This is a genomic window from Prevotella sp. ne3005 (assembly GCF_900110085.1).
In the GTDB taxonomy this organism is placed as follows: domain Bacteria; phylum Bacteroidota; class Bacteroidia; order Bacteroidales; family Bacteroidaceae; genus Prevotella.
In genome coordinates this window covers 19,458-34,402 of record NZ_FOCK01000007.1, presented here as the reverse complement: position 1 = coordinate 34,402, position 14,945 = coordinate 19,458, and the positions used below count along the sequence as shown (strand labels likewise).

14 protein-coding genes are annotated in these 14,945 nt (G+C 52.0%); 10 read left to right on the top strand and 4 right to left on the bottom strand.

The genetic code is table 11. From position 1 onward, the window contains the following. The first annotated feature begins 1 nt into the window (after position 1). The 6 genes from BMY16_RS11260 to BMY16_RS11235 are packed head-to-tail and all read left to right on the top strand — an operon-like array spanning position 2 to position 5,836. The gene (locus tag BMY16_RS11260) at positions 2-418 is read left to right on the top strand and encodes a PaaI family thioesterase (RefSeq protein ID WP_091842539.1); all 417 of its coding nucleotides are present in this window, start codon (positions 2-4) and stop codon (positions 416-418) included. Next, the gene (locus BMY16_RS11255) at positions 415-1,479 is read left to right on the top strand and encodes a chorismate-binding protein (protein ID WP_091842537.1); all 1,065 of its coding nucleotides are present in this window, start codon (positions 415-417) and stop codon (positions 1,477-1,479) included. The genes BMY16_RS11260 and BMY16_RS11255 overlap by 4 nt, the downstream gene beginning before the upstream one ends. Further along, positions 1,460-3,007, top strand: a complete 1,548-nt coding sequence (menD, locus tag BMY16_RS11250; RefSeq protein WP_091842535.1) for a 2-succinyl-5-enolpyruvyl-6-hydroxy-3-cyclohexene-1-carboxylate synthase — start codon at positions 1,460-1,462, stop codon at positions 3,005-3,007. The genes BMY16_RS11255 and menD overlap by 20 nt, the downstream gene beginning before the upstream one ends. After that, the gene (menB, locus tag BMY16_RS11245; RefSeq protein WP_091842532.1) at positions 3,007-3,858 is read left to right on the top strand and encodes a 1,4-dihydroxy-2-naphthoyl-CoA synthase; all 852 of its coding nucleotides are present in this window, start codon (positions 3,007-3,009) and stop codon (positions 3,856-3,858) included. The genes menD and menB overlap by 1 nt, the downstream gene beginning before the upstream one ends. Further along, positions 3,855-4,871: an o-succinylbenzoate synthase gene (gene menC / locus BMY16_RS11240; protein WP_091842531.1), complete on the top strand. Its 1,017-nt coding sequence runs from the start codon at positions 3,855-3,857 to the stop codon at positions 4,869-4,871. The genes menB and menC overlap by 4 nt, the downstream gene beginning before the upstream one ends. Continuing rightward, positions 4,868-5,836: an AMP-binding protein gene (locus BMY16_RS11235; protein ID WP_091842529.1), complete on the top strand. Its 969-nt coding sequence runs from the start codon at positions 4,868-4,870 to the stop codon at positions 5,834-5,836. The genes menC and BMY16_RS11235 overlap by 4 nt, the downstream gene beginning before the upstream one ends. A gap of 93 nt (positions 5,837-5,929) precedes the next feature. Here the strand turns inward: BMY16_RS11235 and aroB are convergent, their stop codons facing one another. Further along, positions 5,930-6,979, bottom strand: coding sequence for a 3-dehydroquinate synthase (gene aroB / locus BMY16_RS11230; RefSeq protein ID WP_091842527.1), 1,050 nt, complete (start codon positions 6,977-6,979; stop codon positions 5,930-5,932). Between the two features lie 150 nt (positions 6,980-7,129). On the opposite strand from aroB, the gene BMY16_RS11225 reads away from it, so the two are divergent. Next, positions 7,130-10,072 (top strand): TonB-dependent receptor, encoded by a 2,943-nt coding sequence (locus BMY16_RS11225; RefSeq protein ID WP_091842526.1) that lies wholly within the window; start codon positions 7,130-7,132, stop codon positions 10,070-10,072. A 47-nt stretch (positions 10,073-10,119) separates the two neighbouring features. Here the strand turns inward: BMY16_RS11225 and BMY16_RS11220 are convergent, their stop codons facing one another. Beyond that, the gene (locus BMY16_RS11220; protein ID WP_091842524.1) at positions 10,120-12,090 is read right to left on the bottom strand and encodes a M13 family metallopeptidase; all 1,971 of its coding nucleotides are present in this window, start codon (positions 12,088-12,090) and stop codon (positions 10,120-10,122) included. 429 nt (positions 12,091-12,519) lie between these two features. Between BMY16_RS11220 and tssD (BMY16_RS11215) the strand changes: the two genes are divergently transcribed. Beyond that, the gene (gene tssD / locus BMY16_RS11215) at positions 12,520-12,918 is read left to right on the top strand and encodes a type VI secretion system tube protein TssD (protein WP_091842522.1); all 399 of its coding nucleotides are present in this window, start codon (positions 12,520-12,522) and stop codon (positions 12,916-12,918) included. A 30-nt stretch (positions 12,919-12,948) separates the two neighbouring features. Beyond that, a complete protein-coding gene (gene tssD / locus BMY16_RS11210; RefSeq protein ID WP_139207141.1) occupies positions 12,949-13,341 on the top strand; it encodes a type VI secretion system tube protein TssD in 393 nt (130 codons plus the stop codon). A 77-nt stretch (positions 13,342-13,418) separates the two neighbouring features. Here tssD (BMY16_RS11210) and BMY16_RS15555 read toward each other — a convergent pair whose 3' ends face one another. Next, positions 13,419-13,493, bottom strand: coding sequence for a smalltalk protein (locus tag BMY16_RS15555; protein WP_244513047.1), 75 nt, complete (start codon positions 13,491-13,493; stop codon positions 13,419-13,421). A 522-nt stretch (positions 13,494-14,015) separates the two neighbouring features. On the opposite strand from BMY16_RS15555, the gene BMY16_RS11205 reads away from it, so the two are divergent. Further along, a complete protein-coding gene (locus BMY16_RS11205; protein WP_091842521.1) occupies positions 14,016-14,345 on the top strand; it encodes a hypothetical protein in 330 nt (109 codons plus the stop codon). Between the two features lie 79 nt (positions 14,346-14,424). Here the strand turns inward: BMY16_RS11205 and BMY16_RS11200 are convergent, their stop codons facing one another. After that, complete coding sequence (locus tag BMY16_RS11200) at positions 14,425-14,892, bottom strand: DUF4890 domain-containing protein (protein ID WP_091842519.1); 468 nt, start codon at positions 14,890-14,892, stop codon at positions 14,425-14,427. Positions 14,893-14,945 lie beyond the last annotated feature (53 nt).

The following is a 14,945-nucleotide window of genomic DNA, read 5'->3' as shown; positions in this document are numbered from 1 at the left end:
AATGAACGTAGAAAGAATCAACGAGATTATAAACGCGAAGCCAAACCTCAGTACTGCCCTCGGGATGGAGTTTATCTCCACTCCCGAGGACGATACTTGTATGGCCCGTATGAAAGTCGACGAGCGTAATCGTCAGCCATTCGGATTCCTGAGTGGCGGAGCATCTTTGGCGTTGGCTGAGAATGTGGCAGGAGTTGCATCGTCGGCCCTCTGCCCTCATTGTGCCTGTGTGGGCATTGAGGTTAGCGGCAGTCATGTGAAGGCTGTGGCCGAAGGTGATACGGTGACGGCCTATGCACGCTTGTTGCATAGTGGGAGGACGCTGCATGTGTGGAATGTGGATATCAAGGACACATCGGGAGAACTGATTTCGAATGTGCGGGTAACGAATTATATCATCAGTCAGGGTAGGAGATGACGGGTTTTGCATTATACCGCTTGCCGCATGCTACCCATGCCACGCTTGTCCAACAGACACAGGGCGAGCCCGACGAGTTGTTGTCGTGTCAGGAACTCAACAGCCGTCAGGGCTTTGTCATGGCACCTTTCGAGATCACCCCCTCTCAGCCTATCCTCCTCATCCATCCGGATGTAGTCCAGACGGTTGGGCTCTCCATGACGGAGATCAGTCCTCTGATACCGTTCTCTCTCACAGACTCCCCATCCCCCATCTCAGCAGGTGGCAACAGAATGACTTATGCCATCGATTTTGCCAATTACCATGCCCAGCTGAACCTGGGTATCTTCCAGAAGATTGTGCTGGCCCGTTGTGCTGACGAGCCTCAGGAAAAGCCCGTCTCACCCGAGGAACTCTTCCTCAGGGCCTGTGAGCGCTATCCCCGTATGATGATTGCCCTCGTGTGGACGGCCAAGAGTGGTTGTTGGCTGATGGCCACGCCAGAGATCCTGTTGGAGGGAAATGGAAATGCGTGGCGTACCATTGCCTTGGCAGGTACCATGCGCCTCGAAGGTGAGGGCTTGAAGGGTGAGGGCGAGAGCGCCACCTGGAGCGTTAAGAATATTCAGGAACAGCGTATCGTTACCACCTATATCACCGAGTGCCTCGAACAATACACCTCCGACTTCCGTGAGGAGGGGCCTCATACTGTGCGGGCTGCCAACCTCGTCCATCTGCGTAGCGACTTCACGTTTACGCTGCCTGATGGTCAGCGGATTGGCGACCTGCTCTATACCCTGCACCCCACGCCTGCCGTCTGCGGACTCCCCAAGCGTGAGACCTTCAAATTCATCATCCGCAACGAACATGCTCCACGCCGATATTATAGCGGGTTTATGGGTATGCTCGACCCTGACTATGAGACCCATCTCTATGTCTCGTTGCGCTGTATGAACATCGAGGCAGGTTGTTGCCACCTCTATGCTGGGGGCGGACTCCTGAAGGATAGTACCGAGGAACAGGAGTGGAACGAGACCGAGGCCAAACTTGAAACTATGCGCTATGTATTGCAACAAAGATAATGTCAATATCCTCACATCCCTGCTGGTGGCCCATGGCATCCGCCATGCAGTGGTGTGCCCTGGCAGCCGTAATGCGGCAGTCGTCCATAATCTTCATGCCCATCCGAAGATCACCTGCTATCCCGTCACCGATGAGCGTAGTGCGGGCTTCTATGCCTTAGGTATGGCTCAGGCCCTCGGACAACCTGTAGTGGTCTGTGTTACCAGTGGTACGGCCTTGCTCAACCTCGCCCCTGCTGTGGCCGAGGCTTTCTATCAGCATGTACCCGTGGTGGTGGTCTCTGCTGATCGCCCCCCGCAGTGGATAGATCAGCTCGATGGTCAGACGCTCCCGCAACCTGATGCCCTAGGCCGTTTTGTGAAGAAAGCAGTCGCCCTGCCTGAACCCCATAACGACGAGGAACACTGGTATTGCAACCGTTTGGTCAATGAGGCTATCTTGGCGTCTACCCATCAGGGACGTGGACCTGTCCATATCAATGTGCCCATTACTGAGCCCCTTTTCGACTTCTCTGTCAAGACCTTGCCCGTAGAGCGTAAGATTAGTATAGTGTCTGCTGATGTCACCTCGCCTACACTCTCCCATATCGGACGTATGTTCATGATGGCCGAGCGCCCTATGCTTATTTGTGGCCAGCCCATGAACCCTGGACTTGATGAGGCTGTCGCCCTAGTAGAAAACGATGAGCGCTATGTGCCCGATTTCGTGCTTTGCATCGGAGGCGCCATCGTCAGCAAACGTCTGAAGCGCTTTCTAAGAAAGGCCCGTGAGGTGTGGACCGTCAATGCCACAGGCGAGATCAACGACACCTTTATGAATCTCTCGCAAGTGATTCAGGGCGATGGAGAAGTGATTGCCGATCATGTGCGGTTCCTGCTCGAAGACCGTCCCCATCCCTTTGTCATGATGTGGGAACAGCTGCTTGCGAAAGTGCGGCAGCATGCCGAGACCTATGAGCCCGCCTATTCCCAGATGGCTGTTGTGAAGTATTTCGAGGCCCGTGTGGGAGAGGCGGAGCTTCACTATGCCAACTCCACTGCCATCCGTCTGGCCAATAGTTTTGCGCGTCATCGGGTGTGGTGCAATCGGGGTGTTAATGGCATTGAGGGCTCGCTGTCCACAGCAGCAGGTTTCTCCTGTGTTTCAGAGAGTCAGGTGTATTGTGTCATTGGCGACCTGAGTTTCTTCTACGACCAGAATGCCTTGTGGAACCAGAACCTGAAGGGTAATCTCCGTATCCTCCTGCTCAACAACGGCAAGGGTGGCATCTTCAACATGCTGCCAGGGTTGGAGCAGAGTCCTGCACGCGACCGCTTCGTGGCTGCCGAGCATCACACCAGTGCCGAGGGTATCTGCATGGAGAACCAGATCACCTATCTCAAAGCAACAAACATGGAGGAGATGCAACAGGGCATCGACACCTTATTATTATATAATGAGAACCCGCGCCCCGTCTTGCTTGAGGTCTTCACTGATCCTGCGGACGACGAACGGGTGTATAAAGATTACTATCAAACATTAAAATAATGAGAAACTGGAAAACGATTCGCGAGTTTGAGGAAATCCTCTTCGAAGAGTATAATGGTATTGCCAAGATTACAATCAATCGTCCGCAGTATCGCAATGCCTTCACCCCCAAGACCACATGGGAATTGTCGCAGGCTTTTGCCATGTGCCGTGAGATGCAGGACATCAGTGTGGTGCTGCTCACGGGTGCCATGTCTGAAGTGCCCGAAGGAAAGACGCTGGCAGATGTAAAACACGCCTTCTGTTCTGGTGGCGACATGCATGTAAAAGGTCGTGGCGGTTATGTCGATGAAGAAGGCGTACCCCGTCTGAGTGTGCTTGACGTACAGATGCAGATCCGTCGTCTGCCCAAGCCCGTCATTGCGATGGTCAATGGTTATGCCATCGGTGGTGGTCATGTGCTCCATCTGGTGTGCGACCTGACCATTGCCTCCGAGAATGCCATCTTCGGACAGACAGGTCCCAAGGTGGGCTCATTTGATGCTGGCTTTGGTTCCTCTTATCTGGCTCGTATCGTGGGTCAGAAAAAAGCCCGTGAGATATGGTTCCTCTGTCGTCAGTACAGTGCCAAAGAGGCCGAGCAAATGGGTATGGTGAACAAGGTGGTGCCTATCGAGCGTCTCGAAGACGAGTGCGTGGAGTGGGCTGAGACGATGATGGAGCGCTCGCCCCTGGCTCTGCGTATGATTAAGGCAGGGTTGAATGCCGAACTCGATGGTCAGGCAGGTATTCAGGAACTTGCTGGCGATGCTACGATGCTTTACTATTTCCTCGATGAGGCCCAGGAGGGAGGCAAGGCTTTCCTCGAGAAGCGTAAGCCCGACTTCAAGAAATACCCGAAAATGCCATGACCTATAACATCCAGGAGCGAACACTGCATTTCAAACAACCCGCAGGTACGTCACGAGGGGTATATACCACGAGGAAGATCTGGTTGGTATATCTCTCTGACGGAAAAAAGACGGGCATGGGAGAGTGTGCCCCGTTGCCTGACCTCAGTTGTGATGTAAGGAACGACTATGAAGAGGTGTTGGAAGGCTTCTGCCAAAAACTCTGCGAGAGTGGTGAGATCGACTACGAAGCGATGCGCGATTACCCCTCGATGCTATTTGGACTTGAGACCGCCCTGCTCAATCTGCAGCATGGCGACATCATGTTTGATAACGCTTTTAGTCGTGGTGAGGTAGGCATTCCCATCAACGGCCTCGTCTGGATGGGCAACTACGACGAGATGCTCCAGCGCATGGAAGAGAAACTGGAAAAAGGCTTTCGCTGTGTCAAACTCAAGATTGGAGCCATCGACTTCGACCAGGAACTCGACCTTGTCAAGCGTATCCGCAACCGCTTCTCGTTCCACGAGGTGGAGTTGCGCCTCGATGCCAACGGTGCCTTCCCCTATGAGGAGGCCCTCTATAAGCTCGAGCTCCTCTCCCAATATGCCATCCATAGCATCGAACAGCCCATCAAAGCCCAACAGTGGGCACTCATGGCTGAGCTCTGTCGTGAGTCTCCCCTGCCGATAGCCCTCGATGAAGAACTTATCGGTGTCAACGACCTGGAGATGAAGCACCACATGCTCAACATCATCAAACCCCGCTATATCATCCTGAAACCCTCGCTGCATGGTGGCATGCAGGGCTGTAGGGAGTGGATCGATACGGCTCGCGACATGGGCATCGGCTCTTGGATTACCTCGGCCCTTGAGAGTAACATCGGCCTGAATGCCATTGCCCAGTTTGCCGCTGATGTCTATGGCGATCATATCACGATGCCTCAGGGTCTCGGTACGGGTCAGCTCTTTACCGATAATATTCCTATGCCGCTCGAGATTCGTGGTGATAAACTGTGGAGAAGTGAAAGGTGACGCTTGAGGAATTCTTAGCCGAATGGCATAACGACAGCCCTTTTGTGAGGGTGAAGACCAGCGGTAGTACGGGCGCTCCGAAACCCATGATGGTGGAAAAGCGACGAATGCTTAACTCCGCCAGGATTACCTGTGATTTCCTTGGACTTCGTGAAGGTGATACCGCCCTGCTCTGTATGTCGCTCGATTATATTGCAGGAAAGATGATGGTGGTGCGCTCCATCGAGCGGAATCTGAAGCTGCTATCCGTCCCGCCCTCCGGCCATCCTTTGGCGACAGTCAATGCCTCATCTCCATTAGACTTCGCAGCCATGGTTCCCATGCAGGTCTATAACACGCTGCAGGTACCTGAGGAAAGAGCGCGCCTGATGCAGGTCCGCCACCTGATTATCGGTGGTGGTGCCATCGACGAAGCGATGGAAGCCGAACTCCGCACCTTCCCCCATGCCGTTTGGAGCACTTATGGCATGACCGAGACCCTCTCGCACATCGCCCTGCGCCGCCTCAATGGCCCCGCTGCCTCCGAATGGTACATGCCCTTTCCCTCTGTCTCAATCTCTCAGACCCCTGATGGCTGTTTGGTCATCGATGCCCCCGAGGTTTGCCCCGAGCCCCTCGTCACCAACGATATCGTTGAAATCTTCTCCTCCCGCTTCCGCATTCTAGGTCGCAAAGACAATGTCATCTGCTCTGGCGGCATCAAGATCCAGATCGAGGAAGTAGAGCGCCAGTTGCGCCCCCACCTCCATGCCCCCTATCTGTTAAGTAAGCGCCAAGACGGGAAATTCGGTGAGATAGCGGTGCTTCTCACCGAAGGGTCTGTGGAAGAAGCCCGCCATATCTGCGAGCGCGTCTTGCCCAAATACCATCAGCCCAAGGCTTATCTTCATGTAGCCCGGATTCCTCTTACCGAAACGGGTAAGCCCGCCCGTCAGCAAGCGGAAAAGCTCATCGCTCTTAGCTAAAATGAGATAGGGCTACCCTCTCGGGCAACCCTATCTGCGATTAGTTAGTAATATGATTAGGTCTACTAAGTTGATTGGTCACTCTTTTCGAGGTCAGCCCTCCCGATAAAAGTCGAGCGCCTCGTATATCTCATCTTTCGTAGCTGTCTGGTTGATGCGGATGTCTCCGATACCTCCCAGCAGGGTGAAGTTGATCACACCAGCCACATTCTTCTTGTCGTGAGTCATCAGTTCGAGCAGGGTGGGGTAGTCGTCACAAGTGATGTCCATCTTCCCGTAGTGCTCTTGTATAAAGCGTACCGTCTGGTGCATCTTATCCGAGGGGAATCCTGTCTTGATGGCACTCAGGTAGAGTTCGCCTATCAGTCCCCAAGCCACGGCATAGCCGTGCAATACCGGATTCCGCTGCAGTGCCAGCGATTCAAAGGCGTGCCCCATCGTATGCCCTAGGTTCAGTGCCTTGCGGATGCCCTTCTCTGTGGGGTCCTCCGTGACGATGCGCTGCTTCACGGCCACGCTCTCGGCCACCATCTTTCCCAGTACTTTGAGATCTGGCTGCTCCACGTCGAAGTTCATCAGTGTGGCCCACATCTGCTCGTTGGCAATCAGTCCGTGCTTCAGCATCTCTGCATAGCCCGAAAGGATGTTTTCTTCATCGAGGGTCTTCAGAAACGTGGTGTCGAGAATCACGCTGTTCGCATTGTTAAACACGCCGATCTCGTTTTTCAGTCCCCTGAAGTTAAATCCCGTCTTCCCGCCTACGCTGGCATCAACCATCGAGAGTAGGGTGGTGGGGATGTTGATATAGCTGATACCTCGCTTGAAGGTAGAGGCTGCAAAGCCTCCCAAGTCGGTCACCATGCCGCCGCCTATATTTATTAATAAGGTGTGGCGGGTGGCACCTCCCTTGCCCAGCTCTTCCCATACATGGACCACCGATTCGAGGGTCTTGTGGGTGTCTGTGGCACCGATGACGATGGTCTGGGCACCTTTCAGACAGGGCAGCTCTTCCACGACAGGCAGACAGCATCGCTCAGTTGTCTCGTCTGCAAGGATGAACAGCCGGTCATGGTTACATGCCGAGATGGCCTCTCCAAGAGTCTGTCCGAGTTGTTCGGAGATGATTACCTTTTGCTGGTTCATTCTAACGGTTGCAGGTGTCCTGTCGTTTAATTCGTTTGCAAAGGTACAAAGAAAATTCTTAAAAGTATCAAGAATTCGGAAAAAAAATAGAATCTTATTAAACTTTTCCTCTTTTCATGCGTCAAAGAGGCAAAAATTGATAAAATAAGCATGAGAAAGTTGTTACTATTGATAACCCTTTGTACGATGGTTATCACCTCCAGTGCCCAGCGCACAGTTACAGGAAAAGTTGTTGAACAGGATACACAAGAAGCAGTGATTCAGGCCACGGCTGCCCTTCTTACGGGTGAAAAGGTCGTGGCCAATGCTGTTACCAGCACCTCCGGCACATTCTCCATCAAGGCTCCCAAAGAGGGCAGCTACACCTTGAAGGTCACGTATGTGGGCTTCAAGACCTACTCCAAGAAGATTACCATCAAGGAGGGCAAGGACTATCACGCAGGCACCATCTCCCTCGAGCCTGATGCCATCATGCTGAAGGGTGCCACTGTGACGGCCCGTGCCCAGAAGGTTACCCTGAAGGCCGACACCTTCGTCTATAATGCTGCCGCCTTCCGTACGCCCGAGGGGTCTGTGGCCGAGGAACTCGTGCGCCGACTCCCTGGTGCAGAGATCAGCGACGACGGTACCATCAAGATCAACGGTAAAGAGGTGAAGAAGATCCTCGTCGACGGTAAGGAGTTCATGACAGGCGATACCAAGACCGCCATGAAGAATCTGCCCACCAACATCATCGACCGCATCAGGGCCTACGACAAGCAGAGCGACCTTGCCCGTGTGTCAGGCATTGAGGATGGTGAGGAAGAGACTGTGCTCGACTTCGGCATCAAGCAGGGCATGAACAAAGGTGTCATGGTCAATGCCGACCTCGCCGCAGGTACTGAGAAGCGCTATGCAGGCCGTATCTTCGGTGGTGTGATGATGAACGACACGAAAGTTTTCCTCATGACCAACGCCAACAACACCAACGACATGGGATTCCCTGGCGGCGGTGGCGGTGGCCGATGGGGTGGAGGTCGCCAGGGCCTCACAGCCAACAAGATGACAGGTGTGAACTTCAACTACGAGAATACCGACAAACTCAAGCTTGACGGTAGCGTACGTTGGAACCACAGCAATGGCGATGCCTTCTCCAAGCGCACCTCTGAGACCTTCTACAGTCAGTCCACCTCACAATATAGTAATAATGTGTCGCACAACTTCACGCGCTCCAACAACTGGAACGCCCAGATGCGCCTCGAGTGGCAGCCCGACTCGATGACCAACATCCTCTTCCGCCCCACATTCCGCTATAACTCCAACGATGGCGACAACTCCAACGATGAGGCCACCTTCAGCGAGAACCCCTACAACTACGTGCAGGCTCCCCTCGACGAGATGGCCACGCTCATCCGCCAAGGCATCGTCCTGAACAACCGCCAACAGCAGAGCATCTCCTATAGCGACTCGAAGAATCTGAACGGCATGTTGCAGTTCAACCGCCGTCTCAGCAATAATGGCCGTAACATCACCGTCCAGTTGAATGCAGGCTGGAGCGACGGCGAGAGCCGCTCCATCAGCGACAGCTACATCAACTACTTCCAGACGGGCATCGTCACTGGCGACACCATCAACCGCTACTCCATCACTCCCACCAAGAACTGGAACTACCGCGCCCGCCTCACCTACAGCGAGCCCATCTTCCCCCGAACCTACCTCCAGTTCAGTTACCAGTACGAGTATCGTTACCAGAAGAGCGACCGTGGCACCTACGACTTCAGCAGCCTGCCCGAGCTCTATGCCTGGAATCCTGATTACCGTTCGTGGGACAGCTATCTCGGCCATTTCGGTGTCACCAACCTCGATCCCTATAAGGATCTCGACCAGAGCCGATTCTCCGAATATAAGAACTATATCCATACCGCTGAGGTGATGCTGCGCATCGTACGCAACGCCTACACCTTCAACATCGGTGTGCAGATGGTACCCCAGAAGTCGCACTTCACCCAGGACTATCTGGGCGTCCACTCCGACACCACGCGTACCGTCACCAACTTCGCTCCTACCATGGACTTCCGCTGGAAGAAGTCGGCCACGGGCCAGCTGCGCTTCACCTACCGCGCCAACACCCAGCAGCCGCAGATGAGCGACCTGCTCGACATCACCGACAACAGCGACCCCCTGAACATCAAGAAAGGTAACCCGGGTCTGAAGCCCTCGTTCCGTCAGAACTTCAACCTCTTCTACAACGACTACTTCCAGAAGCACCAGCGCGCTGTGATGACCTTCATCAACTTCAACACCACGAGCAATGCCATCAGCAATAAGACCACTCGTATGGAGAATGGCGGACGCATCACCCAGCCCGAGAATATCAACGGCAACTGGAACGGTAATGTAGGCTTCATGTTCAACACCGCCATCGACTCTGCTGGCTACTTCAATGTCAACACCTTCACCAACCTCAGCTACGCCCATAACGTAGGCTACGTGAGTGTCAATATGATGTCCGACTCAGAGAAGTCAGTCACCAAATCCCTTGGTGTTGGTGAGCGCCTCGCTGCCAGCTACCGTAACGACTGGCTCGAGATCGAGCTCAACGGCTCGCTCAACTACCAGCACAACCGCAGCGAGCTCCAGACCAACAACAACCTCGACACCTGGCAGTTCTCCTATGGTGGCATGATTGGCGTGACCGCTCCTTGGGGCACCGCGCTTACCACCAACCTCAACATGCAGAGCCGTCGAGGCTACGCCGATGAGTCGATGAACACCAACGAGCTCATCTGGAATGCCCAGATCTCACAGAGCTTCCTCAAGGGCAGGCCCCTTACCATCTCGCTCCAGCTCTACGATATCCTTCACCAGCAATCCACCATCAGCAGCCAGCTCACAGCCTCCATGCGTAGCGATACCGAGTACAATGCTGTGACCAGCTATGGCATGCTCCACGTCATCTACCGACTCAACCTCTTCGGAGGCGCAAGTAGCTTTGGCGGTGGTCGTCGTGGCCCTGGCGGCCCTGGCGGTGGCTTCGGCGGTGGTCGTGGTGGTCGTGGCGGCTTCGGTGGCGGCCGTGGTGGTGGCGGCTTCGGTGGCCCCCGCAGATTCTAAATAGAAAAAGAAAATCCCTCGTCAGCTTTGACGGGGGATTATTATGTTTACCAGATGGTGATACGCTCACTGGGTGCCTTGTACATCTTTCCACTCTTGATATCGAATAGCCTGTACCACTCGTCAGTCAGGTTGACGTTGCCGTTGACGCGCACCTTGGGATGGGCGTGTTCATCCTCCTCATATATGGAAATCTTATCAGGTGTGGCATTGTACTTCCAGCCCTGGGCAAAGGCGCGATAGAACTCTCGGCCCAGACGGTCGCGCTCCGCTCCCGTTGCAGTGACGGTCTTCATATAGGTCTCATAGGCAATCTCCAGTCCACCGAGGTCGGCAATGTTCTCGCCCAACGTCTGTTTGCCTTTGGTATAAACGCCAGGAGCGTACTTAATCTTGTTGAAATGCTGAATCATCCGATTCTGCAGCTTTTCAAACTCGCTCTTGTCGTTGGGCGTCCACCAGTCATTGATGTTACCTTCGGCATCGTATTTTGAACCATTATTGTCGAAGCCGTGGGTCATCTCATGCCCGAGGGTAGTAGCTCCCATGACGCCATAGTTGTAATATGATTCCTGATCTTTATCGTAGATGGGATCTGTCAGATTGCTGGCAAGCAGGATGATGGAGTTGTTTTCAGGACTATAGAATGCGTTGGCTTCATATGCGTTCTGATACACCCAGTCAGAGTAGAACAGCGCAGTTTCCGACGTCTGATTCATCAGACTTCGTGTGATGCTTACATTTTGGGCAAACAGGTCGCACACCATCTCGTAGGCTGTCGTTTTCTGGGGATCCTTTGCCTCCCATTCGGTATTCCATGCCTCTGGTTTTCCACAGTAGAGCACCATCTTGTTGAGCTTTTCCAGGGCTTTGGCCTTGGTGGCTGCGCTCAGCCACTTGTTGCGCTCAATTCGCTCACGGAAGGTCTGGCGCATATCCTCGAACATGGCGGTTACGGCCGTTTTTGCAGTCTCATTTACGATTTTCTCTGCATAGGTGTGGCTCATGCTGGTGTTCAGACCGCTATACTGGTCTTTGCAAGCCGTTATGATGTAGGATTGTTTCAAATTGGCCAGGGTATTGCCTTTTCTCGGTGCAACGGGCAGATACTTGAAATCGCGGTTGACGATGAAAAACTTCGTGAGCTGCTTCAAGGTTGTCAGGTCATACGATGTCAGCTTAGCAAGCGGCTTGGTATAATTATCATCGGCGGCAATCGTTGTGAGGTCTATGCCTGTTTCTGTAGCAATCATCCCGATGAAGTCGGCTCCAGATGCGCGCGTACCACTTCTATTGAAGAGTCGTTTGCCTGCATGGGGGTTATGATGGCCGAGGTAGGTTTCTCTATTCTGCAGCAACTTATATTCTATCAACATATTCCTCCACTCCCTCGCTGTCTTCATAATCGCTGCTGTGTCGGCAATACTGATGCCTACGCTGGTCAGATCTTTACCCGTTATCTCGTAGGTTCTTACGGGGTCCAGAGAGGGATACACCTTACGGTTCATGTTTGTAGGCGCGATGAAGAAAGGAGTAGGGTAGCCTATCTTCATCAGGCTGGCCATCAACTGGAACATATCGTCTTTGTTGTTTACCTCGTCCACCTGCTGTAGCCGTTGCTTCAGTGCTTCCAGGTTACTATTGTAGTCATCGGGATTATACAGCGACATCAGCTTCATGCCAATAGGATTGGTGCCGAGCTTGGCAAACGATAAAATCTCCATAGTGGCATTTTCGGCTTGAGTATTCATGGTTCCTATCACTTCATCATCATCTTCCGTAGGAACGGGGTTGTCGGCTATCCATGATCCGACGGCATACTGGTAGAAGTCGTCGCCGGCATAGGTCGATAGGTCTATGTCGTCGTTAAAGGCCGACTCCTCCTTGATATTGGCATTAGTGTTGGCTGGTGCCTTAGGCGGGTTTGTTACAGGATTGTCCGAGCGGTCAATACATGAACTCAGCGTAAAGCCACCAATAAGGATGGCGGCCAATAACCATTGAATAGGTTTCTTCATAATCTTATCGTCTTATTTGTTAATAGCATTCCCCAAATCTGTCACACATCGTTGACTATTTTGCAAAGGTACGGAGTTTTTTCCGTAATACCAAACTTTTCCCTAAGTTTTTTTATGGCTTACTATTGTCCTTTTCCCCTCTTTTGCGACAGATTTTAGGGCTCTTTCCCCCCTTTGTCGCAATAGGGCGCATGTGTCGCATGCTTCTCGGATGAAAATGAAGAAAAAACTTGGAATGAGCCCTATTTTCATCGTATCTTTGCATCGTCAATCAGACAAAACAAGTTCTGAACGACATTAGAAAACCGCAATTAAGCGAGCAAAGAGCCGAATGCAATTCGAGCTATTTCGAGCGGAAGCGGTTTCGAGCAAAGCTCAATCAGAAAATAATAAGTTTAACAATAAAAAATTAAAGAAAGGAAACAAATTATGGCAGAGAATGTAACTCCAGTAGTTCTTGAGGTTAAGGATTTCGAACCTCGTGAGGTGATGATGGTAGACTACAAGTTTGATCAGGCTACCGATCGTGAAGGACAGATCGCAGGTATTCCCCGCGGTGGTAAGGTAACAGTCCGTGTGAAGGCTATGAACGACGGTAACAACCAGCTGATTGCCTGGATGCTCGACCCGACGATGCCGAAGGATTTCTCAGTGAAGTTCGTGAACACCGTAGACGGTGCAGCCATGAAGGAGCTGAAGGGCACCAACTGCTACTGCATCAACTACATCGAGAAGTGGGAAGACGGTGAGCAACACTACGAGGAAATCGAGATCGTATGTCAGAAGCTTGAGAACGGCCCCGTTGGATATGACAATCCATGGAAATAATAATTTAAAAATATAGAAAGGAAACAAATTATGGCAAAGACACCAGTATCAATGACCATTGACGGTTATAAAGAGAGAGAAGTATTGATGGTAACTTACGAGTTCAACCAGTCCACAGACGTAGAAGGCCAGATGGCCGGTATCCCCCGCGGCGGTAGGCTCAAGATCCGTGTGAAGGCCCTCAACGACGGCACCCCCGACCTGCTGGCATGGATGACAGAGCGCAGCCTCCCGAAGAACGGCGAGATCAAGTTCCTGGAGACCAAGACCAACAAGGAGATGAAGTCAATCAAGTTCACCAACGGCTACTGCGTCAACTTCGAAGAGAAGTGGGAGGACAAGCTGGGTCACTTTGAGGAGATTGAGGTCACCTGTAAGGCCATCGAGTTCGGCAACGTGAAGTACGAGAACGACTGGGCATAAACGAGAACCTTGTTTTTCAAACAATCTATATAAGCCTTTTAATAAGGTAAGGAGGCCATGTGGCCTCCTTACTTCTTTTACATACCCATGCACGAGGTGGCACCCAATGCCGTGAGTACGGCCGTGATGACCGACACTATCATCTGAAGCAGTCACTGGGCGTATGGGACATACCCAAGTACCTGTCCCAGCGACTACTCTTGTTCTGCCTCTACTCTAAAAAAGTCTATTCGTCATTACTATCCAGGTCTCAGAGTTTTCCCGTCATAAAGTGGTACTTTACTCCGAGTAAACTCCCACTTTACTCCGAGTAAAAGACACCTTGGTGGTACACGTGGTACGTGGTACAAATGGTACATTTCGATTTTACTTTTCTTCGTTCGAAGCCTCTCAATATATTACATATTATATATATTATAATATATATAATATGTAAATAATATAGATATATTAATTTCCCCTTCTCCCCCTTTTTCGATTTTCCTTATGTACCATTTGTACCATGTACCATCTGTACCATCAACGATGAGCATTACGTCCCCGCTGGTGTGCTTTATTGTGTGGGCGACGAGAAGAAAATCCGCCAGTATCCTATAAGATCATAGTAGAATGATCCTGCAACGTGATGTGATCGGGCAATTCGGAGATACCTATCCTGCCATGGCCGCAGAAGAATGATATCTCGACTTGGCGTAGTCGACATCATCGCTAAGATTGTGGTTGATAACGAAGGCGAATACGAATCCACCACTGCCAAATATACCGTGACCATTGAGGAGGGCTATCAAACTTTGAAATGGAATGAAACGACAAAGCAAATGGAGTCTGTAGTCTTGGATGTCACAGTTATGCCTGCAGAGAGCGAGCTTGCAGATAAGAGCAGTGACAAACTGCTTCCTGCTGGCACGAAGAACGGCGAGATCAAGTTCTTGGAGACCAAGACCAACAAGGAGATGAGGTCAATCAAGTTCACCAACGTGAAGTACGAGAACGACTGGGCATAAAATCATTGAAATAAAGCCAAAGAGGCAGACGAACCAGATCGCCTGCCCCTTTTCTCGTCTCCCGCGTAACCGCGTGAATTTATCCTTTGTCGTGATGTTTGTGATGCTTCTTCCTGTCGGCCTGATAGGCTTTGTATTGCTCGGGCGTCATGATCTTCTGCAGCTCGGCATTGTAGGCTTTCATGGTCTCCTCCATCTGCTTACGGCGCTCGCCACGCTGTCCGTCCTTGGGAGGCTCGGGACGCTCGCCCTTGGCTTTTGCATCATCCTTCGGAGGACGCCCAGGTCGTCCCTCTGGTCCGCCGTGGTGATGATGACGACCGCCACGTGGTCCCATCTTGTCGGCATACTTGTTGTTTAAGTCTAACAACTGCTTAGCCTGTTGGTCGTTCAGGCTGTAGCGCTTCACCGTCTCATCCGTACGATGCTTCACCATCTCCGTCTTGTCAAATTTCTTCTCAGGACGCGTACCCTGCTTCTCTTCCTGTGCGATGGCCGAGGTGCTCATCAGCGCGGCTGCCATCAAAGTGATCATTACTTTTTTCATTGTTCTCTCATATTTTAATTGTTCTACATTTGTTGTTTGTCTCAGTTGCAACT

Coding starts and splice junctions, on each gene's coding strand:
- BMY16_RS11260 (WP_091842539.1), top strand. CDS start 2: ATGAACGTAGAAAGAATCAACGAGATTATAAACGCGAAGCCAAACCTC.
- BMY16_RS11255 (WP_091842537.1), top strand. CDS start 415: ATGACGGGTTTTGCATTATACCGCTTGCCGCATGCTACCCATGCCACG.
- menD (WP_091842535.1), top strand. CDS start 1,460: ATGTATTGCAACAAAGATAATGTCAATATCCTCACATCCCTGCTGGTG.
- menB (WP_091842532.1), top strand. CDS start 3,007: ATGAGAAACTGGAAAACGATTCGCGAGTTTGAGGAAATCCTCTTCGAA.
- menC (WP_091842531.1), top strand. CDS start 3,855: ATGACCTATAACATCCAGGAGCGAACACTGCATTTCAAACAACCCGCA.
- aroB (WP_091842527.1), bottom strand. CDS start 6,979: ATGAACCAGCAAAAGGTAATCATCTCCGAACAACTCGGACAGACTCTT.
- BMY16_RS11225 (WP_091842526.1), top strand. CDS start 7,130: ATGAGAAAGTTGTTACTATTGATAACCCTTTGTACGATGGTTATCACC.
- BMY16_RS11220 (WP_091842524.1), bottom strand. CDS start 12,090: ATGAAGAAACCTATTCAATGGTTATTGGCCGCCATCCTTATTGGTGGC.
- tssD (WP_091842522.1), top strand. CDS start 12,520: ATGGCAGAGAATGTAACTCCAGTAGTTCTTGAGGTTAAGGATTTCGAA.
- tssD (WP_139207141.1), top strand. CDS start 12,949: ATGGCAAAGACACCAGTATCAATGACCATTGACGGTTATAAAGAGAGA.
- BMY16_RS11205 (WP_091842521.1), top strand. CDS start 14,016: ATGATATCTCGACTTGGCGTAGTCGACATCATCGCTAAGATTGTGGTT.
- BMY16_RS11200 (WP_091842519.1), bottom strand. CDS start 14,892: ATGAAAAAAGTAATGATCACTTTGATGGCAGCCGCGCTGATGAGCACC.